Here is a 25,210-nt window from a genome sequence, read left to right on the forward strand (position 1 = left end):
AATCACAAGAAATCATCTTTTTAATGTAAATAATTAATTAAAAGAGATTGTTTTATGATTATTAAAACCATTTTCTAGTAAAAAGATTTATGAGTGTTTTAGGATTTAAAGTGACCATAAATCTAATTTTTTGGTCATAGTTATTTTGAGAGGGTTCAAATCCGTTTGAAGAATAGAGTGGAAAAAACAACTCAAAATAATCAGGAACTAAATTCAAGTGAATACCACTGTCGTAGATAAATTTAGGATTAATTCCCTTATTTTTATAAAAACCAATATCGCCGTATAATTGAATCCATTTCCAGATGGACGAGTTGACATTTAGGGTTGTCATCCATTGATTGGCATAAGGATTAATGAATTTAGATTTAAAGCCTCCTTCGGCAATAATAATTTGTTGACTGAAAATACCAGAAGTTTCGGAACGCCCATAGTATTGATAGTCAAAAAGATAATCTTTAGGTCTGTCTAAGCCAAAATTAAAATAATCGGTTTCTGTTTTCTTGTATAAAAATGTTCCGGCAAATAAGCGAAGACTTAGTTGGTAGTTGTTTTCAAAAAGTTTTCGATAGCCCGATTCTATACTGAATTTTCCAAAATGATTGGACAGTTGGACATTCGTCAGAAAATTATAACTTTTGGCTGTTTCTCCATCGCCAAATCCGTAGCGTAAATCAGAAACAGTGTAATTCAGTGGCGCCGTATCATTCAAAATTAATGGGCTGAATTCTTTGGTAAGAATTACTTGTCTGATGCTGATACTTTGCCAAAAATTATCTCTTAAATCGTTGTTGTTTCTAAATTTAAATTGAACTGAAGGAGTAAAACGTAAATAACTAGCGTCTTGAATGTAATGAAAATAAGCTCCAGCCAATGAATATCTTACTTGGTATAAGTTTGAGTTCTTGATTTGTTGCGTATAGTTCACAATTCCAAATCCTGTTAAACTTACTGATGTCGTTGAAAAACTAGGACTCAGATGAAAGGAAAATGGTTTTTCTATAAGCGTTTTATTGTGAAAAGTCACGGATAAAATAGCTCCGTCGTAGACGTTGTAACCAATTTCTGGAACGTAAAAAACCTGATGATAGTTAGGATTTTCAACATCTTTAAGAAAAATTAATTTCAGAGGTTTGTTAAGATCGGGAAAGCTTTTTAAAGACTTGTAATTATTACGATTATTAATCTCAGGAATTTTGTTTTTGTGATTAATAATCAACTTATCGATATCTGGATTTTGAATGCTAATAATCGAATCATATTTTACGCCGGTATACCAGTTTTCAAATATTTTGGTTCTGTTTTTGAAACCTGAAAGGGTAAAAGGAACTTCAAGATTTGTTTTATTATGAATTTGAACCTGTAAAGAATTTTCAGTTTTTTCAATTTTACCAAACGAAAAATCAATTTCTTGCTCACAATTAATTACATTTTCAAAAAACCAATTCAAAGTATTTCCCGTGTTTCTCTGGAAAAGTTCTTGAAAGTCGTCTGGGGTCGTTTTTTGAGATCTGTTGAGAGCAATGAAATCAGAAAACGTTTTAGTGACTGTGTCATTTTTTAAGTATTGCTCTAGGTATAAAAAAGAGATTCCTGCCTTATTTCTACTGGCAATTTGTTCGTTAAATTTTACAAGCGCATTTTTTGATTCTGTTAGGTGTTGGTCCAGATTTTTTCGAGCCATCAACAGGTATAAAAAATAATATTGATCATTAAAATCGGCTTTGGCCAGCTGATAGCCTCTAATAACCTTGAAGCGACTTAAATCACCTAATAATTTTAAATCAGGATAATTTTCTTCAACGTATTTAATAAGCAAATACGTCTGAATACCATCTAAAATGTAATGATCTTTTCGATAGTCGATATTTAGATTCTGTTTTAAAAAATTATCGGTGTAGGTTTTTAAGAATTTCAATTCAAATAGAAAAGAATTCGAAAATGGACTGATAAAATTGGGTAATTGATTCAGACCGTAAAATGGATTCTTGTCGTATTCGGTTTCTGAAATTACAAATTTCTTTACTGCAGAAGGACCAAGTTTTTCTTGAGTAAAACGAATGATTCTATCAATAACGATTGCCTTTATAAAATCGTCAGTTTTAGAGCTATTGATATTGGTTTCAATCTCTATATTTTCGTTTTTATAATTCCGAAAGCTTTTGTTTTTTTCAATAATGATTTGGACATCTTGTAAATTTTGACCAGAGAACGAAACCTGTTTATCTGTATTGAGGGTGTTTTCTGCAATTAGATTCAGATTAGAAGTAATTAGGTAAACAGAAGGCAGTGTAACATTGAGATTTATTTTTTCTATTTTCTCGTATGAAGCATCATCAATATTTTCGTTACTGTATCGAACAGGATTTCCTTCGGGATTGATTCGGGCTATTTGCAAAAGGCAATTTTTTAAGTAAAAATCTCCTTTATTATTTCCATAACGACTGAATTTTGCATCAGGAATTTTGAGTGTGTATTCAAAATAAAGCTGAATTGAATCGTTGGGTAATAATTCTTTAGGTAAGTTAATCTCTAATAGATCTTCGTGGTGTTTGATTCTTTTCCAAGCACTTTGAATCGTATTGATTTCTAGACTTTTGATATCAGTATATCCTCGTTCTTTTGCACGGGAAAGATGAAAATTTCGAACGTATTCATCTGAAAATCGCTTGCCAAGAGGTGATTTTCTGTTAGAATAAGCATGATTCCAGTCGTTTACGATTAAATAAGACAAAGGTTTCGAAGAAGTATTTTTGTACCACAGAGTTTGTTTGACTAAAAATAATTCCGTTTCAGCATCAAAAGATAGGGCAACATCAATGTTTTGTTGGCTAAACCCTAAAAAAGAATTCAGAACAAAGAGTAGAGAAACGAGTATGTGTGTTAGTTTTTTCAATGTTTTAAAATTACGCAATTTACTACTAAATCTTAATTTGAAATAGAAAAGAGGTGCGTATATTCTTAAATTTTAAATGTTTTACTGCTTGTTAACGGAAAAATAGTTACAAATTAATATTATTTCTCATCAAACATCCTTAATTTTAGTTAATTTGCAATCCCCAAATTTTATGATGATGTTAAAAAAATTACTCTTTATTCTATTTTTCTCAACGGTCTCTTACGGACAAGTTGTAATTAATGAACTAGATGCGGATACGCCCAGTACTGATAAACTCGAATTTATTGAATTAAAGTCAGATACGCCCAATTTTCCACTTGATGGTTATGTTTTAGTTTTTTTTAACGGATCATCTACAGGTAGTACATCTACAAGTTATATGACTATAGATCTTGACGGTTATACTACCGATTTAAATGGTATTTTTCACCTAGGAAATACATTGGTTTCACCTTCGCCCATTCTTACGATTGCAGACAGTTCAATTCAAAATGGTCCAGATGCGGTAGCGCTTTATCAAGGAAACGCAACCGATTTTCCTGATGGGACACTTGCAAGATCAACTAATTTAAAAAGTGCCTTGGCATACAGTAATGGTACCACAGCTCCAACTACTTTGATGACAGCCTTAAATTTAAGTACCTTTATTAATGAAAATCAAACCCTAAAAGCTGCTACGGTTTCTATTCAAAGGAAAAATGATGGAACTTATGAGTTAAAAGCTCCCACTCCCGGAGCAAACAACGATGGAACAGGTGTGGTTTTTAATGCTATAACAACTAGCGTAAATCCAAATCGGAATTTACTAGAAGGCGAATCATTCGATGTGGTTTTTACGACACAAACTCCTATATCGAGCAATGATCTCATGTTTTCATTCAGTATTGTAAATGGAAATTTTGATATTTATGATTACAGCGGAAATTTCTCCGTAACCATACCAGTAGGTCAAACTACAGCTACTAAAACGATTCAATTAACCGATGATACTCTTGATGAAGGAGATGAATTTCTTAAAATTACCATTGGAAGTATCCCTTCGGGTTATGTTTTAAGTAATAACAATAAAATTGTTAGGGTAAATGATAACGATTATGAAGTCAAACCATGGGGAACTCCGTTAAATCCAACCTATAATTTGTGCCCCAATTTGACTCCTGCAGGGTATTACGATTCTTTAGAAGGTAAATCAGGCAATCAGTTAAAACAGGCTATTCAAGACATTATTGCTAATCCAAGCGTTGTTAGAGAACATTCGTATGCTGATGTTTGGGAAATGTTAAAACAAGCCGATGTGAATCCAGAAAACGGAAGCCAAGTTTGGTTAATGTATGTCGAACGTCCCAGTTCTAAAGTAGACCAACAAACAGGAACAAGTGGTGCTGTTGGTTTTTGGAACAGAGAGCACATTTATTGTCAATCGAGAGGAAATTTTAGTTTAGATCCTTTAGCACCCAATGATGGAATTAATGTTTGGACAACTACCGATGCGAATGATATTACTGCTGGAGGTGCTGACGGTCATCATCTGAGAGCTGAAGACAGCCCCGAAAATACGGTTCGTAATAATAGAAATTACGGGGTTGATTATAATGGGCCTTCAGGCAATGCTGGAAGTTGGAGAGGGGATGTAGCTAGAGCTATTTTTTACATGGCAGTTCGTTATAATGGACTTAATGTTGTAAATGGTGACGTTTCTGAAACACCAACAGGATACATTGGAGATTTGGAGACCTTGCTTTCGTGGAATACTTTGGACAAGGCCGATGACTTTGAAATGAATCGTAATAATGTAATTTACAATTGGCAAAAAAATAGAAATCCTTTTATAGACTATCCGATGTTAGCAGAATATGTTTTTGGAAGTCATTTTGGAGAGACTTGGTATACTTCTATGTCAAATCCTGATTTTAATTCGGAGTGGAATGTTAGTTTTTATCCCAATCCAGCTCAAAATTATATTGTCATTGCAGGATTAAGAGAAAATACTCCGATAGAAATATATTCGGCAGCTGGAATGAAAGTCTACGAAGGTGTTTATTTTCCAGAATCTCAATTAAATTTAAATCTGTCTTCGGGTATGTATATGTTAAAAATGACTCAAGAAGGTCGGTCTACAACCAAAAAACTGATTATCAAGTAATATCACTTACTTTATTTTTACACTTTTAAAGAAGTACAATCATCGAGTTTTCCTTAGCTTTTGGTTATCATACCAAAGTTGCTACTTACAATAGGATAAAGTTGATTGTACTTCTTTTTTTGTATATATTAATTTAACAAAATCATTCAAAATTAACAGTTTTATTACTGTGAGATATCGTACATTTGAGGATATAGCTTATTATTTATTATGACTTCATCTATTTCTTATGTATACGGAGAGGCTTCCAAACCACTTTTGGGAGAAACTATAGGGCAAAATTTAGAGAAAACGGTAGCTCAATATCCTAATGCTATCGCTTTGATTTCGGTACATCAAAATATCCGAATGGATTATATAACATTTTGGGAGGAAACGACTAAAGTGGCCAAAGCACTCTTAGCCAAAGGGATTCAATCGGGTGATCGTGTGGGAATTTGGTCTCCTAATCGCTACGAATGGGTAATTCTACAATATGCTACTTCTCGAATTGGTGTTGTTTTGGTTAATCTGAATCCAGCCTATCGTAAAAAAGAACTTCAATATGTTGTCAATCAATCGGGAATGAAGATGATAGTGTCTGCTTTGTCGTATAAAACTAGCGATTACAGCAAAATGATAGCTAAAATTAAGCGTAAGACAGATTGCTTGAAAGAAGCCATCTTTTTTGATGATAATTGGGATGATTTTGTTGCAATGCACACGGAAACGAGTGATGCGATTATAGAAGCCGTTGAAGCTCGAGTTCAATTTGATGATCCAATTAACTTACAATATACTTCTGGCACAACAGGTTTCCCTAAGGGCGTAACACTGTCTCATCATAATATTCTCAATAATGGCTATTTTATAGGTGAACGATTACATTATACCAACCTTGATAAAGTATGTTTGCCGGTTCCATTTTTTCATTGTTTTGGGATGGTAATAGGAAACTTGAGTATTACTTCTCATGGTGCCTGTATGGTAATTCCGAGTGAAAGTTTTGATCCTAAAGCTACGTTGCAAGCGGTACAAGACGAGAAATGTACTTCTTTATATGGTGTTCCCACTATGTTTATAGCCGAATTGCAGCTTCCTAATTTTAATGATTATGATTTAACGTCATTACGAACTGGCGTGATGGCTGGTTCTCCTTGTCCGGTAGAAATTATGAAACAGGTGCAGTCAAAAATGTACATGAAAGAGGTTTCAATTTGCTATGGCATGACAGAAACGTCTCCAGTATCTACCCAAACACTAATTGGAGCGCCACTAGACAAACAAGTCAGTACAGTAGGAACGGTGCAAGATCATTTGGAAATAAAAATTATTAATCCAGAAACTGGGGAAATTGTACCTAGAGGTGTTTCGGGTGAATTGTGTACTAGAGGGTATTCTGTGATGTTAAAATATTGGGATAATCCCGAAGCAACACAACAGGTACTAGACAGTGCTCGATGGATGCATACCGGAGATTTAGCTATGATAGATGAGGAGGGCTACATATCAATTACAGGACGCATTAAAGATATTATCATTAGAGGTGGTGAAAACGTTTCTCCGAGAGAGATTGAAGAATACTTATATACTCATGAAAATGTAGAAGATGTGCAGGTAATAGGTGTTCCGGACGAAAAATATGGAGAAGAAATTATGGCTTGGGTAAAACTTATTTCGGGTAGTATTGTCACAGAGGAGGATTTACGAGCTTTTTGTAAGGATGAAATCGCACATTATAAAATTCCAAAATATTGGAAATTTGTCGATAGTTTTCCAATGACAGTTTCTGGGAAGGTACGAAAAGTAGAAATGCGCGAAATTTCTACGAAGGAATTAGGCTTAGATAAACTGAAAAAAGATTAAAAGCGGTATAGGGCAATTGCCATACAAAAAAGAATAATGAGTATTTTCAACACCAATGAGCCTTCTAAACTTTTCTGTTTGGAAGGCGTACAAGATATAGATGACACAACCAATAGCAGTATAGTGCCATCTCTTGAATATCTGGCAATGCAACAAAACATCACAAGTATTTATAAGACTTGCGATAGTATTGAAGGTCTAGAGGAAAGTTTGAGTGCATTATTATATGAGGATCGTAATTTTAGGGATTATGAAATTTTATACTTGGTATTTGAAGGGCGTGGCAATGTTATAACCATTGGTGGATACGATTATTCTCTGGAAGAAATAGCCGAATTTTTCGAAGGGAAATTAAGAGATAAAATAGTCCATTTTGCAAATACAAAAATCTTGGATTTAACCGAAGAAGAAGCGCAGTATTTTTTAGATGTTTCGGGAGCTCGTGCTGTTTCGGGTTATCGAAATTCAGCACCTGTTTTGAGTACTATTCTCGATAATCAATTTTTTGGATTGTGTCAGGAATTTGAAGATGTCATTGAAATTACTGAAGAATTATACCGCCAAAATTATGCTCTAGCAAAAACCTTGGGATTTACGCTTTATTATTAGTTAGGGATTGTTACCGTAAAAGTACTTCCTTTTCCTTCTGTACTATTGACAGTGATAGTACCACCATGCAGGTCGATATATTCTTTAACAAGCAGTAATCCCAGTCCAGAGCTGTTTTCGTCTTCGGTTCCCTTTCGGTTTGTTTTCTCTGATAATGAAAAAAGGTTTTGTACCATCGTTTCACTCATGCCAATACCACTGTCTTTTATTGTTATGGCAACAGAATTATCAGGTGTTATCCAAGTTGAAATCTCATTCGTACCGCCTCTAGGAGTGAATTTATAGGCATTGGATATTAAATTCCGAAGTATAGCATTCAACATTTGTTTGTCGGCCGTGATTGCAATATTTTCTAATAAATTGGACGTAATATTTAATTTTTTTCTCTTAAAAGATTCTTCCATGGTATCGAGTACAAACGAAATTTGATCGTTGAGTTCTATTTTTTCAGGTCGAAATATAGTTTTTCCAGATTGTACCTGAGACCATTCTAAAAGATTTTCAAGTAAAGTGTAAAGATTTTTTGCGGATTTATTTAACATTCCAGCAATTTCTACGATTTCCTCTGGTTGCATCGTAGGTAAATCGTCTATCAATAAGTCTGTTAACCCTAAAAAACCATTAAAAGGATTTCGTAAGTCATGAGCAATAATCGAGTAAAATTTGTCCTTTTCGGCATTAATTAATTTTAATCTTTTTTCACTCTTCTCCAGTGCTTGTTGTGTTTTTATAATATCCGTAACTTCTTTCGAATAACTTAAGATCGAAACCACATTTCCATTTTTGTCAAACTCAGGAATCAAACTCCAATTCATATATTCCTTACCCTGGTTAATAGGAAGTATTTCATTGTGCTTTTGGCCACTTTGAAATACTTGATTAATTTTTTCATGCCAAGGGCTGAATTCTTTTTCTGAAAAACCTAATTCTAGATGTGTTTTGCCAATAAAATTTTCAGGAGGAATGCCAAAATAATGGAGTGTAGCAGGATTGGCATACAGATGTCGATGCTCCTTATCGAAACGCATGATTAAATCGTTAGAACTTTCGGTCAAGATGCGGAACTTGGTTTTGGCTTCAAAAAGAGCTTTTTCGGCTTCAATTCTTTTGGTTACATTATTTAAAATGACAATTCGTGTTTTTTTGTTATTATAAAGTATGGTTCTGGCCGAAATTTCAACAAAAATAATTGTTCCATCCTTTTTTATATGCCGCCAAAGTTCTTTCTCGGTAAAATATTTGGTGTTGGCGATAACAATATTGTCTATCAATGCGGAAAATTCTTCTTCGGGAGTAATGTCTTTTAACGTTAAGGAAAGAAATTCCTCTTTACTGTAACCATATTGTCTGATGGCTTCTTCATTTACCTCTAAAAAAGCGAGTGTGTCCAGATCAAAAATCCACATTGGATTGGGATTATTGTAGAAAAAATCTTGGTATTTTTTTTCATTAAGACTGAGTTCAATCTCTATATTTTTTTGTTGGCTAATATCTCGGGCTATAATATAAATTTGATTGTCGATGGGATTAATCTTTCCTTTCCATTCTAGCCAATGGTAATTTTTATTTTGGCTTAGGTAACGGTTCACAAAATTAATTTTTTCCTGAGCTTGTACTTGTTCGTAAAATTCTTTGTTCGTTTTTTCTAGATCAGCTGGGTGAACAAAATTTTTGAAGTGATTTCCCTTCAAATCCTGAGCTGTATAGCCTAAGGTACTTTCCCAAACAGAATTAACCTCAAGAAAAATACCTTCTTTGGAAAGGATACAACATAGATCAGCATTACTATTAAAAAAGGTGTTTAGCAAAGTATCGTGCAAAGGTACGTTTCCTAGTTGGTAAGGATTGATAGGAAAATTATCCATAAGCTTACAATTAAGTTCAATGAAAAATAACTGTAAATTTAATATAAAATATTGATATTTAATTATTTATGTGTTTAAGTCTTAAGATAGAATGAAGAAGTATCAAACAATCCATGAAAAAGTGTTGTACGATACCATCTTCCCGAAAATAAATGTTTTTGAAACGATAGCTTTTGTAATAATTGTGATTATATTTTGCTAAAATAGTTAGCAACAAGTAGAAGTCGTTTTATAGTATTTCTTCAATGTTTTTCTTAATGCTTTCCACGATTCTCTCTGTAGGTAAATCGTTTTGATCGTTGCCAAAAGGGTCTTCAATCTCTTCGGCAATTAATTCCAAGCTTGACAAAACATAAAATACAAAAATGACGATTGGAATGGTGAAATAACCTAAACTAAAGACATAGCCAAAGGGTAGGGTCATTACGTAAAAGAAGATAAATTTTTTAAAAAATGAACTGTATGAAAACGGAATAGGAGTGTTCTTAATACGTTCACAAGCACCGCAAATATCTAAAAAAGCAGTAATTTCAGGATTAATAAGAAGTATTTGTTCCGTAGTAAGTTTTTGATCTTTGTGCAATTCGGCAATTTTATGAATCATTACTTTTACCACCTGATTGGGTTTATGCTTTCCTTGCTCAAAGTGAATATTGTATTCTTCAAAAAGTTCTATACTGGTATTTTTGTTATTAAGATGTAAATTCAGCACATTGGCATAATAAGGAATCAATTTTCTAAATAAAACGGTATCCTCTTTATCTTCTAATAATGCCGAAAGTTTTATGGCTAAATTTCGACTACAGTTAACTAACATTCCCCATTGTTTTCGACCTTCCCACCAACGATCATAAGCCGTATTGGTTCTGAAAACCAAAAGGAGTGAAATCACAAAACCCAACATACTATGCATGATAGTTATGTTTTTGATGTAACTCGTATCGGAGAGTTTAAAATATTCAATTTCGAGATACGCTATAATCCAACAATATAATCCTATGCCAATGATAAGAGCAACAATCTTCTGAAAGTATCCGCTTTGTGGAACTTAAAGATAAACGTAAACCAATCTTTAGGATTATATGATATCATAACTAATGTACTCTTCGTAATTCAATTTTCTCAGGGGCGTGAAGCACCATTGGGAATTTCTCTACTTTAACAGAACTACTATCCAATCCAAAGGCTCTTTCTTCTGATAGGGAGAATTTTTTTATAAAGAAATACGTATTCATGACAAATTTTTCATAAAAACTCATGAAACTATCGTAGGATAGGAATTTTTCAGAAAGTACAAATTTAAAATCACCGATGATATTGTTTTTGTGAAGCGATTCGTAACGACTGGTAATATCTACTTCACCATGAGCTACCATGTCTTTAATTACTTCTTTAAACATCAAATTGATTTTTGTAGGTTCACGGAAGCCAAGATTAAAATCGATGCGATATAAATCATCTTTTAAAATTTCGGTAACTCTATAATCTTTTCGGTAAGGTTCATTAGTCACATTTACGTGTATAAACCAATACATATCAGCTCTTTTTGGTCTTTTTTGTAAGATCGAATACATCACTTTTTCTTCAATCTCATCAATGCGATTGGCGTTTGTCATATACACCAAGTGAGTAGCATATTTAGGAATAGAAAGATCTACACTCAATTCGGCTAATACTTTTTTGTAATTATCAATTTTTACAATTTTGGTATATTCCTTACTGATTCGTTTGGCAGCGTGCCAAATAGACATTACAAAAATTAATCCCGCAGCAATAATTAAAGTAACATATCCACCGTGTGAAAATTTATCCAAACAAGCAATCAAAAAGCTAAATTCGATAGTTAAATACAATAAGATAATAGGGATAATAATAAAACCGGAGATTCTCTTGATAACCATATAATACGTTAACAATAACGTAGTCATGATCATACACATTACAATGGCTAAACCATAAGCGGCTTCCATTTTACCAGATTCCTCAAAATATAAAACAATACCGATACAACCTGCGAGTAGCAACCAATTGATAGAAGGAATGTACAATTGTCCTTTTAAATCCGAAGGATATTTGATAGTTACTTTTGGCCAGAAACTTAAACGCATGGCTTCATTAATTAAGGTAAATGATCCCGAGATTAAAGCTTGTGAAGCAATAACGGCAGCCATGGTAGCTATGACAATTCCAAAAGGTAAAAACCAATCCGGCATGATGAAGTAAAAAGGATTCACATTGTTGGCATTAATGCTTCTTAGTGTTTCTCCTTCATGTTTTATAAGATAAGAACCTTGACCAAAATAATTAAGCAACAAGGCTATTTTTACAAAAATCCAGCTGATTCTGATGTTTTTACGTCCACAATGCCCCATATCCGAATACAAGGCTTCAGCTCCCGTAGTACATAAGAACACAAATCCTAAAACATAAAATCCTTCCGGATGGATGCTCAACAAATGAATAGCATAATAAGGATTAACCGCATTTAATACTTCAAAATTGTGAGAAATTTGAATAATCCCTAAAACGGCTAACATTCCAAACCAAATAGTCATCATGGGAGCAAAAAATTTCCCAACCAAGCTGGTTCCAAATTGTTGAATCACAAAAAGGACACATAAAATAGTGATTACAATGGGTACAGTATTCAATTCCGGATAATATGTTTTTAAACCTTCTACCGCTGAAGAAACAGAAATAGGAGGAGTGATAATCCCATCAGCTAATAAAGCAGAACCACCAATAATAGCTGGAACAATTAACCATTTTACCCTGGTACGTCGTACTAAAGCATATAAAGCAAAAATACCACCTTCACCGTTATTGTCGGCGGAAAGGGTAATAATTACATATTTTAAAGTCGTTTGTAACGTTAAAGTCCAAAAAATAGCTGAAATACCACCAAGTACAATATCTTTTGCAATGGCATGATCACCAATAATGGCTTTCATTACATATAAAGGTGAAGTTCCTATATCTCCATAAATAATTCCCAAAGTGATTAAAACACCTGCGAAAGTAAATTTACTATGAAGATCATGATGATTTGAAGAACTCATTTTAACAAAATTTTAAAAAATCAAAAATAGAATATTTTTAGATTTTAAAAGGTTTTTTATTTAAAAATAATACATCTATTTTTACAAATATTGAATTTTAAATAATTGGAATATGAAAAAATATCTTTTTTCAATACTTTTTGCAAACATAATTGTTTCTTGTTCTGTCTTCAATAGTGAAAGGTTGAGTTTTACTACTGTGAAAATAGATAATTTATTATCTGAAGCTATCAGTTCCAGAGCCTTAACTATAGAGGAAAATAAGGTATGGTACGCTGGTAATAACGGAAAATATGGCTATGTTACCTTAGATGGAACGCCTTCTTTTTCAGAAGTATTGAAAAAAGAGGAGTTAAAATTAGAATTCAGAAGTATTGCTCAAACCTCGGACGCTGTATTTATTCTCACCGTTGCCAATCCTGCCTTACTCTATAAAATTGATAAGAAAACCAAAGAAGTTTCCTTGGTGTATCAGGAGGTAAACGAAAAAGTTTTTTATGATAGCATGCAGTTTTTAAATGATAAAGAAGGTTTTGCCATTGGTGATCCAACTGAGAATTGTCCTTCCTTTATAAAAACAGTAGATGGAGGACAAACGTGGCAAAAAGTTTCTTGTGACAATCTTCCTAAATTTGAATCAGGTGAGGCTTTTTTTGCGGCTAGCAATACCAACTTGATTGTGAAACAAAAAAGAATGTTTATGGTTTCCGGAGGGAAAAAATCGAGAGTTTTGGTTTCCGAAGACAAAGGACAATCATGGAAAGTATATGACACCCCTTTGGTTCAGGGTGAAGCAATGACGGGTGCTTTTTGTGCCGATTTTTATAATGAAAATGTTGGCATCATAGCTGGTGGAAATTATCAGAAACCGGAACAGAATTTTCAAAATAAAGCCATCACTAAGGACGGAGGAAAAACATGGCAATTGGTTTCTGAAAACGAAGGTTTTGGTTATGTTTCCTGCGTGCAATTTGTACCAGGAACTCAGGGAAAATCAATTGTGGAAGTTGGGGCAAATGGATTGTTCTATTCTAACAATTTGGGTAAAAATTGGAAACAATTGTTACCCGATAAAGATTTTTTGACCCTGCGATTCATAGATGGTAAAGCGGCAGTAGCTACAGGCAAAAATAGAATTGTGAAACTAACGTTTGAATAATAAAATAAAAAAGTTGTCTCAATTTTTGAGACAACTTAGTGTTATCGTTTGTATCTTCTTTCTTGACGTTTTTGAATCTGTTGTAACAACTTTTGCTTGAATTCAATATCTATTTGTCGTAGCATAAGAATTTTTCGGTTTGGAATTACTCCTTGTAAATCTTTTACTAATTGGCGACGATTGTTTTGAATTTCATTTTCCAATCGTTCGTCTTCTTCCATGAGTTTGGCGGTTTCTTTTTCCGATAAATTCATCGTATTTCCGGGACGTAAATTCCTCATCAGTTTGCGTTTCTCTCTTTGCAATTTCGACTGGCGATCGTCAAACTGATTAAAAATTGGCCAAAATTGTTGTGCCTCTTCAGGGGTTAGTTCTAATTTCTCCGAGATAAAAGCAATACGAAGGGCTTTTATACGCTCTATACGTTCTTCGGTATCTTGACTGAATCCTAGAATGGAGAACAAAAGAAAGAGTAGGGTATATATATTTTTCATGTTAATTTAAGTATTCGTTAATATAAGTTTCGGTCGTTTCGTCGACTACATTCATTTCATTTTCAATCGCTGCAATGTCTTCATCGGTTAAATAAACCGCAATCTCTTCAGTGGTAATATCACTTTCATGAGCCAAATACTCACTCGGGAATATCATTTCTTCAACAGAATTTTGTGTAAAATACATCCATGTTCCCAAAGCGATCATTAAAATAGCTGCGACACCAGAATACCAAAAGGCTTTGCGTTGCCATAAAGACAAGACTTTAATTTCTTCCTGCTTTGTAAGGTCTAATTTTTGCATCAATCGATCTTCAAAGGTATCAAAGTACTTATCAGGGGTTTTAAATCCTGAGGTTATTTTGGGGTCGTTTTGTAAATCAAATGGCTTCATAATTATATGACAAAATTAATGCTAAAAGGTTTAATGTGAATTTAAATAATCTTCTACTTTTTTCACCGCATGAAAGTAAGAAGCTTTTAAAGCGCCTACCGAAGTTTCTAAAATCTCTGAAATTTCTTCGTATTTAAGTTCCTGATAATATTTCATTTTAAAAACCAATTGCTGTTTTTCGGGTAGTTTCGCAATGGCTTGTTGTAATTTCAATTGAATGGCATTTCCGTCAAAATCAACATCGGCTTCTAAATTGGAAATCATCTGTTCTTTCAATTCCTGATTCGAAATTCCTGCTTTTTTCGCACGATTACTAATAAATGTAAGCGCTTCATTGGTCGCAATGCGATAAATCCACGAATACAATTTGCTCTCCGCTTTAAACGAATGTAAGTTTTGAAAGACTTTAACAAAGGTGTTTTGCAACACATCATCGGTGTCATCATGATTAAGGACAATGGAACGAATATGAGCATAAAGCGGTCGCTGATACATACGGATAAGTTTCCTAAAGGCTTCATTTTGCGTTCTAGGATCAAGTAATTCCGATATAAATGCTTTTTCGTCTTCCAAAATTCGATTCGTTTTCAGATTAGACTAAATATATTTAAAAAGGTTTAATTAAAAATAAAAAAGGATCACAGTTTGTATATTTGTACTTCCTCATAATCACATGAAATGATAAAAACTGTAATTTTCGATATGGATGGTGTAATTGTTGATACAGAACCGGTACATCATCATGCTTATTATCAGCATTTTAAAGAGTTAGAAATAGAAGTTTCCGATGAAATGTATCGCTCGTTTACTGGAAATTCTACCCGAAATATTTTTCAGAAATTAAAAGAACATTTTCAACTGAATCAGGACGTTGAAGATTTAATTTTACGAAAACGCCATCTATTTAACGAAGCTTTTGATACCAAAGAGGATTTGTATTTAATTGAAGGAGTGGAAAACTTGATTATTGATTTGCATCAAAATGGAGTACAATTAATTTTAGCTTCTTCAGCATCGAAGGTGACCATCGAACGCGTTTTTAATCGATTTAACTTACACCCTTATTTCACACACAAGGTATCCGGAGAGGATTTTCCTCAATCGAAACCTCATCCCGCCATTTTTGAGCACGCCGCAAGTTTGTCGGTAGCGCCGAAGGAAAGTTGTATAGTAATTGAAGACAGTACTAATGGAATTCAAGCTGCAGTTTCAGCGGGAATTTATTGTGTGGGATACGATAGTTTTCATTCGAAAAATCAGGATTTATCAAAAGCGAATAAAATCGTGCGCCATTTTAACGAATTGAATTTCGAGATTGTTCGAGATTTGAATTAACTCATTTCACGATCTCGAAAAGTATGTTTGTCTAAAACTCGTTTACTGTCTTTTCTTATGGCTTCTTCTTTTTTCATAGACCAAAAGAAATCACTAGAGAACTTTCTGGCTTCTTCAAGATTCACAATAGGTAATGGATAGTCTTTTCCTGGTTCAAATCCATACAACATCGATTCGATAGGAGTTAATTTCCAAGGTTCGTGAATAAATTCGGTAGGAATATTGATTAATTCAGGGACCCATTTTCTAATGAAGGTTCCGTCTTCGTCATGTTCGTACGAATTTTTAACGGGATTGTAAACACGAAGCGTATTAATTCCCGTCACACCTGCTTGCATTTGAATTTGCGGATAATGAATGCCGGGTTCGAAATCTAAAAACTGTTGTGCCAAATGTGGACTACAATTTTGCCAAGGTTGAAATAGATGATGCGTGTAAAAAGAAACCACCAATGCACGCATTCTAAAATTCAAATAACCGGTCGTATTCAAACAACGCATGCAAGCATCAACGAGCGGCACGCCTGTTTTTCCGTTTATCCAAGCGTGGTGATATTTTTCGTTGACTTTTTGATTCAGATTTCGGTAGCCTTTATTCACAGCAATAAACTCCATTTCGCTTTCCATTTCGAATTTTTGGATAAAATGAGTTTGCCAACGCAAACGAGAAGCAAAATTGGAAATTTGACGTTTGAATTTTCCTTGTTCATGCAATTCCCAAGCTTTGGTATATACTTGGCGTACCGATAAATTTCCCCAAGTAATATAAGGTGATAATCGACTACAACCTTTTCGAGCCAATTCGGGTTTTGAGATATGATTGCTATAATGAGCTACGCGTTCTTCAAAAAAAGAATTCATATAGCGTAGGGCAGTAGGAACGCCTCCTTTTTGAAAATTCGGATTAGGAGTCGTTTTAATTGATGGGATTTCAAAGTAGTTTTCTAATTTTTCAATCTCTATATATTTAACAAAACTTCTTGGAGTTGGCAAAAACGGAAAACAATCTTTATCCATAAAATCATACCAATTCTCCTTCCAAGATTTTCGGTTTTTAATCCCTCTGATGACACCATTAGTGATGTATTCATTCCAAATAATCCCTTTTTGTTTCAATAATTCGGCTACGGCCAAATCTCGATCGTAAGTAATTTTTATTCCTGTTTCTTGGTGCGAATAAACTGCTTTTATGGAAATAAGTTGGGAGAGTTTTTCAAAAACAGCTACCGCTTCACCTTGCACAATGAGTATTTGTGTGTGATATTTTAAAAGTTTCTTCTGTAAGGCTTCTAATGATTGTTTGATAAAATCGAAATGACGTTGACTGTAGTGATAATCCTTCAGTAACGAAGGTTCAAAAATGTATAGCAATAAAGTCTTACCCGAAGCCGATAAAGCTTCATACAGCGCTTCATGATCGTGTAAACGCAAATCTCTTTTGAACCAAACAATTTTCATTTTCTTTGTTTTATGGTTTTTGGATAATAGCTAAACTGAATACTATTTACTGACCACTGATTACTGGATTATCCTACGGCTTCTTTGTAGACTTTAAGGCATTTTTCTCTTGCTTCCTTATGGTCTACAATGGGTTTTGGATAATAGGAGGTTTCCAATTCAGGAATCCATTTTTTGATGTATTTTAGGTCTTTATCAAATTTTTTGATTTGTTCCGTGGGATTGAAAATTCGGAAATACGGAGCGGCATCCACGCCAGAACCTGCAGCCCATTGCCAATTACCTATGTTACTCGCCATTTCGTAATCTAAAAGGTGCTGCGCAAAATAAGTTTCGCCCCAGCGCCAATCAATTAGGAGATGCTTGCAGAGAAAACTCGCTACAATCATTCGAACACGATTGTGCATGTGACCGGTTTTATTCAGTTCGCGCATCCCGGCATCTACAAAAGGATAACCTGTTTTTCCTTGACACCATTTTTTGAATTTTTCTTCATCGTTTTCCCATTGAATGGCATCGTATTTCTCTTTAAAACTCCTGTTGGCGGTATGTGGAAAATGCCATAAAATTTGCATGAAGAATTCGCGCCAAATCAATTCATTCCAAAAGGTTTCGTTCTTTTCCGCAATGGCTTTTCCAATCATTTTTCGGATGGAAACCGCTCCAAATCGAAGATAAATTCCCAAAAAAGAGGTTTTGTTTAGAGCAGGAAAATTACGAGTCGCTTCATAATTTTGGATTAACGTCTTGGAAACATCAAAAGGAGTTACTTTGATTTCTGATTTTTCAAAACCTATATCAGCCAACGATAAGAAAGGGTAGAAGTGTTTAGTAACTTTATCCAACTTCTCTTCCGAAGGATAATGAACCAATTTGATTTTTCTGAAATTCTCTTTCCATTTTTTGGAATAAGGCGTGTACACCACATACGGACTCCCATCGTCTTTTACCACTTCACTTTTTTCAAAAATGACTTGGTCTTTGGAAGTCAAAAATGAGATTCCTTTAGAAAAAAATAGCTGATTCATTTCCTTGTCGCGCTTACGAGCATAGGGTTCGTAATCGTGGTTGGTATAAACCTTTGAAATAGTATTTTCAGCAATTAGTTTCTCGAAAATTTCAATCGGTTTCCCATGAAAAACCGCTAGAGATTTTCCGTGTTGGTTTAATTCCGACTGGATTTTCTCTAATTGTTCGTGTATGAAGGTAACACGAGCATCATTTTTAGGTAATTGTGATAAGATGCTTTCATCAAAAATAAAAATGGGTAATACTTCTTCCTCACTATTTAAGGCATGAAACAATCCCACGTTATCTTCAATTCTTAAATCGCGTCGAAACCAAAAGATATGTAATGACTTATTGGCCATATTCTCCAAATATTTCGATTAACTTTTGTTTTCTAAACGCGAATATTTCTTTCAATTTAGGTCGAACAATGATAGGATGAAACAATTTTCCAATGATACCAAAAGGAACTTTATAGTCTACAATGTCTTCCATAAAAACACCGCCGTCAATTTCCGAGAAAAAGTGTTTGTGATGCCAAAATTTGTAAGGGCCAAAACGTTGTTCGTCAACAAAAAAGCGTCGGTCTTCTACATGACTAATTTCAGTAACCCATTCCATGCTAATCAGTGGAAAAGGACTGATTTTATAACGAATAATTTGTCCTTGAAACATCTTTCTGTCGTCTCCCGATAATGTTTTAAATTTCATCGAATCGGGTGTAATGGTATTTAGATTTTTAGGATCAGAAAAAAAATCCCATGCTTGTTCTAAAGTGATGGGTAATTTTTGGGACGTTTGCAGCGTATACATAACTGAAGTTATTAAATTGTTTAACAAAAATAAAGAAAAATTAAACAAGATTATTTAATTTTTATACTTTTATTAACAAAAGTAATCCGCCTTAAGTTTTACTTTTGAAATAAAAAATAGAAAAAATGGTTAGAGTTATTATTGTATTAGCATTGTTTATTGCTTCTTTATCTATCGAAGCACAGGTAAAAGTACCACAATCGAGTCCAAAATCTACTTTGATTCAAACAGTAGGTTTGACAGAAATAGAAGTTGAATATTCTAGACCAAGCGCTAGAGGTAGAGTTGTTTTTGGAGATTTGGTTCCGTTTGGAAAAGTTTGGAGAGCGGGAGCCAATGCCAACACCACCATTTCTTTTTCTGATGACGTTGTGATTAACGGCGCTACTTTAAAGAAAGGAAAATATGCTCTTTACGTAGCTCCGAAAGCAGATGAATGGGAAATTTTCTTTTACACTGATACTAACAATTGGGGAAATCCTGAAAAATGGGATGAAACAAAAGTGGCTTTATCGGCGAAAGTAAAAACAGAGTTGTTAAACAGACCGGTGGAAACTTTCACAATTGGCCTTAATGCAGTAGACTTTACTAATGCTAATTTGGAAATTTCATGGGAGAAAACCTTAGTGGCTTTAAAATTTGAAGTTCCTACTCATAAAATTGCTATGGCTAGCATCGATAAAACTTTAGCGGGTCCATCGTTTGGAGATTACTATGCTTCGGCACAATATTACTTCCAATCAAATGGTGATATGAACAAAGCCTTAGCTTACATTAACAAAGCTATTGAGTTGAATGACAAAAAACCATATTGGTATACTCGTTTAAAATCTCAAATTCAAGCAAAATTAGGAGATAAAAAAGGAGCGATTGAAACAGCAAAAATCTCATTGGAAGCTGCTCAAAAAGCGAACAATCAAGATTACGTAAAAATGAATCAAGACAACATTACCGAATGGTCTAAGAAATAAGAAAAAGCTCCTTTAAGGAGCTTTTTTTAGCTTATATAGTTCCAGATATTTTTCTTTTTTCCTAAAGCAATAAAGACTTCTCGGAGTTTTTGATGTTCTGGTTTTTCCATCCCAGGGTCTTTTTTGAGGAGTTGTATGGCGTGATAACGGGCTAACTGTAGTATGTCTTTATCTTTAATCAAATCGGCTATTTGAAGATTTAAAACACCACTTTGTTGTGTTCCCATAATATCGCCAGGACCTCTTAATTTTAAGTCAACTTCGGCAATCTCAAAACCATCATTAGTTTTGCACATGGTTTCCAATCGGGTTTTACTTTCGTTACTTAATTTGTTTCCTGTCATCAAGATACAATAACTTTGTTCGGCACCTCGTCCCACGCGTCCGCGTAACTGATGGAGTTGCGACAAACCGAAACGTTCCGCACTTTCAATAATCATAACGGAAGCATTAGGAACATTAACACCTACTTCAATTACGGTAGTGGCTACCATGATATTGGTTTTACCTTCAGAAAAACGACGCATTTCTTCATCTTTATCGGATGGTTTCATTTGTCCGTGAACAATAGAAACAGCATATTTTGGGAGAGGGAAATCTCTGGAAATACTTTCATAACCATCCATCAGATCTTTATAATCCATTTTCTCGCTTTCCTGAATCAAAGGATAAACGATATAAATTTGTCGACCTTTTTCTATTTCATCGCGAATAAATTTCCAAACCTTCAAGCGGTTGCTGTCATAGCGGTGAACAGTGAGGATTGGTTTTCTGCCCGGAGGCAATTCATCAATCACTGAGATGTCAAGATCGCCATATAAACTCATGGCTAAGGTACGTGGAATAGGTGTGGCGGTCATTACCAAAATATGAGGAGGAATAGTGTTTTTATGCCATAATTTACTCCTTTGTTCTACCCCAAAACGATGTTGTTCGTCGATAATCGCCAGACCTAAATTATGGAATTTTACTTTATCTTCAAGCAGTGCATGGGTACCAATGATGATGTGTAAACGGCCTTCTTCTAATTCCTGATGAATGATTTTTCTTTCTGAACTTTTAGTTGAGCCTGTAAGTAATTTTATATTGATATTCAAAGGTTTGGCTAGTTCTAAAATTCCGTTAAAATGCTGTGCTGCTAAAATTTCTGTAGGCGCCATCAAACAAGCTTGAAAACCGTTATCTAAAGCGATAAGCATACTCATAAGCGCAACGATTGTTTTACCGGAACCTACATCTCCTTGAAGCAATCGATTCATCTGGGCATTACTTCCCAAATCATTTCGAATTTCTTTGATTACCTTTTTTTGAGCATTGGTCAATTCGAAAGGGAGGTAATGGGTATACATGGTGCTGAAATAATCTCCCACCTTGTCAAACGGATGTCCTTTGATTTTGTGTTTTCGGATTAAGTTTTTAGAAATCAACTGCAATTGAATGAAAAACAATTCTTCAAATTTCAATCGAAATTGTGCCTTGCTTAATAATTCCTGACTTTTAGGAAAGTGAATATTGAACATAGCTAAATGCTTCGGAAGCAGTTGTAATTCTTCCACTAAGTAGGTAGGGAGAGTTTCCGCAAATAAAACATGGGTTTCTACAAACAACTGTTGCATCATTTTAATGACGACTTTATTAGAAATCCCTTTCGAGTTAAGTTTTTCTGTCGAAGGATAGATCGGTTGCATGGCACTTCGCAAACTGGCTTTGTGTTCTTCCAATAGCTCCATTTCAGGATGTGCCATACTAAAAGTGCCATTAAAGCTATTGATTTTGCCAAATAACACATACGGAACATTGATTTTTACATTTTCTCTTATCCATTTAATGCCTTGGAACCAAACCAACTCCATTTGTCCGGTCTCGTCTACAAAAGTTGCCGAAAGTCTTTTCTTTCCTTTGCCAAATTCTACGGTTTTAATGTGGATAATTTTTCCAATGATTTGCACCTCAGAAGCACTATCTACCAATTGATTAATCTTATAATAGCGAGTTCTGTCTATATATCGGTTAGGATATAGATTCAATAAATCACTGTATTTAAAGATTTGGAGTTCTTTGCGTAACAATTCACCACGTTGGGGACCAACTCCTTTTAAGTATTCGATAGGGGTTTCAAGGAGGTTATTCATTGTAAAAAAGCTTCACTTTTTGCTCGTATTGCGAATATACTCTATTCTCGATTCAAATTAAAATTTTTGATTCCAAAAAACATTAAAAGTTAGATGAAAACGGAGTTTAAAAGATATTTATGGTTTAGGAATTAAATCGCAATACCAAAATCCATAATTAGGTTCGCTGTGACAAGTTTCAGAACCAGTATTGTCGTTATTCAGAGGTTTGGGTTTCTCATACGTTCTGTAAACGATTTCTCCAATCTCAAAACGAATGGGCTCTTTAAAAATAGGACCATCAAAAGTGAAAGTATGAAATTCACCATTTTCACCACAGATATCCACCTCATCGGGTAAATCTGATATAAATTGTTCGTCAATAATCCGACCTACAAATTTTTGGTCCAAATAACGATCATGAACACAAGTGACGATAGTTTTAAAACCCAGCGCCAAAAATTCTTTTATGATTGTTTTTGTATCCATTTTCCAAAGAGGAAAAATACCTTCAAAGCCCATAGAAGCTAATTTTTCTTCTCTGTAGGCTCGTAAATCTTCTAAAAAAATATCTCCAAAAACAGAACTAGTCACACCCATTTGTTGAAACGGATCTAGAGTTCTTCGCATTAGTTCCTCATAGGTTTCCATGTTGGGCATTTCAGGCATTTCTATGGTATATAAAGGTATTCCAATGCTCTTGGCCTGTTTTTCCAATAGTTCAGATCGAACCCCATGCATGGAAATACGCTGCTGGGTGGAATTAATGGTAGTGAGAAGTCCCATGACTTCATACTGTTGTTCTTGTAGAATTTTATAAAGAGCCAGAGCCGAATCTTTTCCGCTACTCCAGTTGACTATTGCTTTTGTTTTCAAGTGTGTTAATTTGCTGGTAAACTTACTAAAAAGACAGAGAAACCTAGTATTTTTGAAAAACAGAATAAAAAATGATACGTTATTTACTACTCTTATTTTCGATAGCTTCTTTTGGGCAACAATTAACAGCGGTTGATTTTACTTCCATGGAAGGAGAGATTGCTCTGAATCCGACTTCAAAAAGTGTTTCGGGTACAATCAAGTACCATTTTAAAGTAAAAAGTCCGATAGATACGATTAAAATCGATGCCAAAAATATGCAGTTTTCAGTGGTGAAAATCAACGGAAAAGAGGTTCCGTACACAAACTCGGGTAAAACCTTAGGACTCTATCAAGGCTATAAAATAGGAAAGAATAATATTGAAATTTCCTATACCGCAACTCCCAAACAAGCCTTGTATTTTGTAGGATGGGAGGCCGCTTTGGGGGCGGAGCAAATTTGGACGCAAGGCCAAGGGAGATATACTTCGCATTGGTTGCCAAGTTTTGATGATGTGAATGAAAAGGTGATTTTCAATTTGGCTATTGGCTTTAATGAGGCCTATCAGGTAATTTCTAATGGTGTTTTGCAAAAAACGACAGTTTCACCAACGGACAAGCAGCATAAAATTTGGCATTTCAGAATGCATCAACCCATGAGTTCTTATTTAGTCATGCTAGCCGTTGGGAAGTTTGATAAGTATACACAACATTCCAACACCAATATTCCTATTGAATTGTATTTAAAACCTTCCGATGCTTCAAAGTTTCCATCTACCTACAAGTATTCTAAAGAAATGTTTGATTTTTTAGAAAAGGAGACGGGAATAAAATATCCATGGAAAATTTACAAACAAGTTCCAGTACATGATTTTTTATATGCAGGGATGGAAAATACCTCAGCAACAATTTTTTCTCAGGATTTTGTCGTAGATGAAATAGGGTACAATGACCTGAACTATGTTAATGTGAACGCACACGAATTGGCACATCATTGGTTTGGCGATTTAATTACCGCTAAATCAGGTCAACATCATTGGCTTCAGGAGGGTTTTGCGACGTATTATGCCTTGTTAGCCGAGAAAGAGCTTTTCGGGGACGATTATTTTTATTTCGAATTGCTTCAATACGCCCAAGAAATAAAAAGAGCTTCGAGATACGATACCATTCCGATTCTGAACGAAAAAGCCAGTTCATTAACCTTTTACAAAAAAGGAGCTTGGGCTTTACATTTTTTAAGAGAGGGAATTGGAGAAGAGAAGTTCAGGAAAGCAGTAAAAGCATATCTTAAAAAATACCGTTACAAGAATGTGGAAACGGATGATTTTTTACAAGAAGTTAAAAAAGTAGCCTCTTTCGATACGGAGCAGTTTAAAGAACAATGGCTCAAATCCAGTAGCTTCGATCAAGAAATGGTTGTCGCTTTATTGGGTAAAAACAAAAACATCGCTCAATTGTTTGCGCTTCAACAAATGGAATCTCAATCTTTTGAAGATAAAAAGGCGGTGTTCGAGAATGTTTTAAAATCAGACGCCTATTATCCTCTCAAACAAGAAGTTTTGGAGCAGTTAATCGATGTGCCTTTTGAAGCGAAACAAAATCTTTTACAAGCGGCTTTGCAATCCAATGAAGTTTTGGTTCGTCAATCATTGGCTGAAACCATAAAGAAAATACCGGCGGAGTTTAAGGCACAATTTGAATCACTCCTTGATGATAAATCGTACAGAACAAGAGAAATGGTTTTACAAAAATTGTGGTCGCAATTCCCAGAAGAACGAACTCGATACCTTGCTTTGTCCGAAAATTGGGAAGGCAATAACGATAAAAATCTTAGAATTACTTGGTTAACATTAGCTTTAGCGACAAAAGAGTATGCACAAGAAGATAAAAAAGTCTTCTATCAGGAACTCATAGACTACGCTTCGGTTTTTTACGATGCCACGGTAAGACAAAATGCTTTGGAAGTGTTAGTAAAAATTAATCCTTCGGAGGATAGGGTACTGAGATCATTAGTCAATGCAACAACCCATCATAAATGGCAGTTTGTCAAGTTTGCGAAAGAGTCAATACGTAAATTACTCAAGAAAGAGGAGTTTCGAAAACAAGTACAGGAATTACTCCCTTCTTTTTCAGTCAAAGAACAACAATTCCTGCAAAATGAATTGAAATAAAAAAAGAGGCTGTTCTAATTTC

18 protein-coding genes and 1 pseudogene are annotated in these 25,210 nt (G+C 34.4%); 7 read left to right on the top strand and 12 right to left on the bottom strand.

Annotation, left to right across the window (positions count from 1 at the left end):
• Window positions 1-61: 61 nt before the first annotated feature.
• On the bottom strand, window positions 62-2,896 hold the full coding sequence (locus NAT50_RS04905; protein ID WP_250591996.1) for a gluzincin family metallopeptidase: 2,835 nt from the start codon (window positions 2,894-2,896) through the stop codon (window positions 62-64).
• 172 nt (window positions 2,897-3,068) lie between these two features.
• Between NAT50_RS04905 and NAT50_RS04910 the strand changes: the two genes are divergently transcribed.
• The 3 genes from NAT50_RS04910 to NAT50_RS04920 all read left to right on the top strand — a co-directional run bounded on the left by NAT50_RS04910 (window position 3,069) and on the right by NAT50_RS04920 (window position 7,496).
• On the top strand, window positions 3,069-5,042 hold the full coding sequence (locus NAT50_RS04910; RefSeq protein ID WP_250591997.1) for an endonuclease: 1,974 nt from the start codon (window positions 3,069-3,071) through the stop codon (window positions 5,040-5,042).
• A gap of 210 nt (window positions 5,043-5,252) precedes the next feature.
• Complete coding sequence (locus tag NAT50_RS04915) at window positions 5,253-6,887, top strand: AMP-binding protein (protein ID WP_250591998.1); 1,635 nt, start codon at window positions 5,253-5,255, stop codon at window positions 6,885-6,887.
• Between the two features lie 36 nt (window positions 6,888-6,923).
• Entirely contained in the window at window positions 6,924-7,496 is a 573-nt protein-coding gene (locus tag NAT50_RS04920) for a DUF6642 family protein (RefSeq protein WP_250591999.1), read from the top strand.
• Here NAT50_RS04920 and NAT50_RS04925 read toward each other — a convergent pair.
• From NAT50_RS04925 to NAT50_RS04935, 3 genes and pseudogenes are all read right to left on the bottom strand, one after another.
• A complete protein-coding gene (locus NAT50_RS04925) occupies window positions 7,493-9,361 on the bottom strand; it encodes a sensor histidine kinase (RefSeq protein ID WP_250592000.1) in 1,869 nt (622 codons plus the stop codon). The genes NAT50_RS04920 and NAT50_RS04925 overlap by 4 nt on opposite strands.
• Window positions 9,362-9,590: 229 nt before the next feature.
• Window positions 9,591-10,453 (bottom strand): annotated as a pseudogene (locus tag NAT50_RS04930) (bestrophin family protein).
• Between the two features lie 2 nt (window positions 10,454-10,455).
• Entirely contained in the window at window positions 10,456-12,420 is a 1,965-nt protein-coding gene (locus tag NAT50_RS04935) for a KUP/HAK/KT family potassium transporter (RefSeq protein WP_250592002.1), read from the bottom strand.
• Between the two features lie 112 nt (window positions 12,421-12,532).
• Here NAT50_RS04935 and NAT50_RS04940 point away from each other — a divergent pair, with 112 nt between their 5' ends.
• Window positions 12,533-13,579 (top strand): WD40/YVTN/BNR-like repeat-containing protein, encoded by a 1,047-nt coding sequence (locus NAT50_RS04940; protein ID WP_250592003.1) that lies wholly within the window; start codon window positions 12,533-12,535, stop codon window positions 13,577-13,579.
• Window positions 13,580-13,620: 41 nt separating this feature from the next.
• On the opposite strand, the gene NAT50_RS04945 is transcribed toward NAT50_RS04940, so the two are convergent.
• The 3 genes from NAT50_RS04945 to NAT50_RS04955 are packed head-to-tail and all read right to left on the bottom strand — an operon-like array spanning window position 13,621 to window position 15,040.
• On the bottom strand, window positions 13,621-14,073 hold the full coding sequence (locus NAT50_RS04945) for a sensor of ECF-type sigma factor (RefSeq protein ID WP_250592004.1): 453 nt from the start codon (window positions 14,071-14,073) through the stop codon (window positions 13,621-13,623).
• Between the two features lies 1 nt (window position 14,074).
• Window positions 14,075-14,467: a hypothetical protein gene (locus NAT50_RS04950; protein ID WP_250592005.1), complete on the bottom strand. Its 393-nt coding sequence runs from the start codon at window positions 14,465-14,467 to the stop codon at window positions 14,075-14,077.
• Between the two features lie 30 nt (window positions 14,468-14,497).
• Window positions 14,498-15,040 (bottom strand): RNA polymerase sigma factor, encoded by a 543-nt coding sequence (locus NAT50_RS04955; RefSeq protein ID WP_250592006.1) that lies wholly within the window; start codon window positions 15,038-15,040, stop codon window positions 14,498-14,500.
• A 105-nt stretch (window positions 15,041-15,145) separates the two neighbouring features.
• On the opposite strand from NAT50_RS04955, the gene NAT50_RS04960 reads away from it, so the two are divergent.
• Window positions 15,146-15,802 (top strand): HAD family hydrolase, encoded by a 657-nt coding sequence (locus tag NAT50_RS04960; protein WP_250592007.1) that lies wholly within the window; start codon window positions 15,146-15,148, stop codon window positions 15,800-15,802.
• Here the strand turns inward: NAT50_RS04960 and NAT50_RS04965 are convergent.
• From NAT50_RS04965 to NAT50_RS04975, 3 genes are all read right to left on the bottom strand, one after another.
• Window positions 15,799-17,259 carry an FAD-binding domain-containing protein gene (locus NAT50_RS04965; protein WP_250592009.1) on the bottom strand — a complete coding sequence of 487 codons (1,461 nt, stop codon included), beginning with the start codon at window positions 17,257-17,259 and terminating at the stop codon, window positions 15,799-15,801. The two genes, NAT50_RS04960 and NAT50_RS04965, sit on opposite strands and share 4 nt — an antisense overlap.
• Window positions 17,260-17,327: 68 nt before the next feature.
• Entirely contained in the window at window positions 17,328-18,629 is a 1,302-nt protein-coding gene (locus NAT50_RS04970) for a cryptochrome/photolyase family protein (protein WP_250592011.1), read from the bottom strand.
• Window positions 18,619-19,080: an SRPBCC family protein gene (locus NAT50_RS04975; protein ID WP_250592013.1), complete on the bottom strand. Its 462-nt coding sequence runs from the start codon at window positions 19,078-19,080 to the stop codon at window positions 18,619-18,621. The genes NAT50_RS04970 and NAT50_RS04975 overlap by 11 nt, the downstream gene beginning before the upstream one ends.
• A 125-nt stretch (window positions 19,081-19,205) precedes the next feature.
• On the opposite strand from NAT50_RS04975, the gene NAT50_RS04980 reads away from it, so the two are divergent.
• Window positions 19,206-20,051 carry a DUF2911 domain-containing protein gene (locus NAT50_RS04980; RefSeq protein ID WP_250592014.1) on the top strand — a complete coding sequence of 282 codons (846 nt, stop codon included), beginning with the start codon at window positions 19,206-19,208 and terminating at the stop codon, window positions 20,049-20,051.
• Between the two features lie 26 nt (window positions 20,052-20,077).
• Here the strand turns inward: NAT50_RS04980 and recG are convergent, their stop codons facing one another.
• Together recG and NAT50_RS04990 are read right to left on the bottom strand one after the other, a co-directional pair.
• On the bottom strand, window positions 20,078-22,183 hold the full coding sequence (gene recG / locus NAT50_RS04985) for an ATP-dependent DNA helicase RecG (RefSeq protein WP_250592015.1): 2,106 nt from the start codon (window positions 22,181-22,183) through the stop codon (window positions 20,078-20,080).
• Window positions 22,184-22,300: 117 nt separating this feature from the next.
• On the bottom strand, window positions 22,301-23,038 hold the full coding sequence (locus NAT50_RS04990; RefSeq protein ID WP_250592016.1) for a Dph6-related ATP pyrophosphatase: 738 nt from the start codon (window positions 23,036-23,038) through the stop codon (window positions 22,301-22,303).
• A 71-nt stretch (window positions 23,039-23,109) separates the two neighbouring features.
• Here NAT50_RS04990 and NAT50_RS04995 point away from each other — a divergent pair, with 71 nt between their 5' ends.
• The gene (locus tag NAT50_RS04995) at window positions 23,110-25,188 is read left to right on the top strand and encodes a M1 family metallopeptidase (protein ID WP_250592017.1); all 2,079 of its coding nucleotides are present in this window, start codon (window positions 23,110-23,112) and stop codon (window positions 25,186-25,188) included.
• The last annotated feature ends 22 nt before the right edge of the window (window positions 25,189-25,210 follow it).

It is taken from the genome of Flavobacterium luminosum, from assembly GCF_023635005.1.
Classification (GTDB): Bacteria; Bacteroidota; Bacteroidia; order Flavobacteriales; family Flavobacteriaceae; genus Flavobacterium; species Flavobacterium luminosum.

What these genes read in the sequence shown, in the direction of transcription:
- NAT50_RS04910 (WP_250591997.1), top strand. Translation starts at nt 3,069, where the DNA reads ATGATGATGTTAAAAAAATTACTCTTTATTCTATTTTTCTCAACGGTC.
- NAT50_RS04915 (WP_250591998.1), top strand. Translation starts at nt 5,253, where the DNA reads ATGACTTCATCTATTTCTTATGTATACGGAGAGGCTTCCAAACCACTT.
- NAT50_RS04920 (WP_250591999.1), top strand. Translation starts at nt 6,924, where the DNA reads ATGAGTATTTTCAACACCAATGAGCCTTCTAAACTTTTCTGTTTGGAA.
- NAT50_RS04925 (WP_250592000.1), bottom strand. Translation starts at nt 9,361, where the DNA reads ATGGATAATTTTCCTATCAATCCTTACCAACTAGGAAACGTACCTTTG.
- NAT50_RS04935 (WP_250592002.1), bottom strand. Translation starts at nt 12,420, where the DNA reads ATGAGTTCTTCAAATCATCATGATCTTCATAGTAAATTTACTTTCGCA.
- NAT50_RS04940 (WP_250592003.1), top strand. Translation starts at nt 12,533, where the DNA reads ATGAAAAAATATCTTTTTTCAATACTTTTTGCAAACATAATTGTTTCT.
- NAT50_RS04945 (WP_250592004.1), bottom strand. Translation starts at nt 14,073, where the DNA reads ATGAAAAATATATATACCCTACTCTTTCTTTTGTTCTCCATTCTAGGA.
- NAT50_RS04950 (WP_250592005.1), bottom strand. Translation starts at nt 14,467, where the DNA reads ATGAAGCCATTTGATTTACAAAACGACCCCAAAATAACCTCAGGATTT.
- NAT50_RS04960 (WP_250592007.1), top strand. Translation starts at nt 15,146, where the DNA reads ATGATAAAAACTGTAATTTTCGATATGGATGGTGTAATTGTTGATACA.
- NAT50_RS04965 (WP_250592009.1), bottom strand. Translation starts at nt 17,259, where the DNA reads ATGAAAATTGTTTGGTTCAAAAGAGATTTGCGTTTACACGATCATGAA.
- NAT50_RS04970 (WP_250592011.1), bottom strand. Translation starts at nt 18,629, where the DNA reads ATGGCCAATAAGTCATTACATATCTTTTGGTTTCGACGCGATTTAAGA.
- NAT50_RS04975 (WP_250592013.1), bottom strand. Translation starts at nt 19,080, where the DNA reads ATGTATACGCTGCAAACGTCCCAAAAATTACCCATCACTTTAGAACAA.
- NAT50_RS04980 (WP_250592014.1), top strand. Translation starts at nt 19,206, where the DNA reads ATGGTTAGAGTTATTATTGTATTAGCATTGTTTATTGCTTCTTTATCT.
- recG (WP_250592015.1), bottom strand. Translation starts at nt 22,183, where the DNA reads ATGAATAACCTCCTTGAAACCCCTATCGAATACTTAAAAGGAGTTGGT.
- NAT50_RS04995 (WP_250592017.1), top strand. Translation starts at nt 23,110, where the DNA reads ATGATACGTTATTTACTACTCTTATTTTCGATAGCTTCTTTTGGGCAA.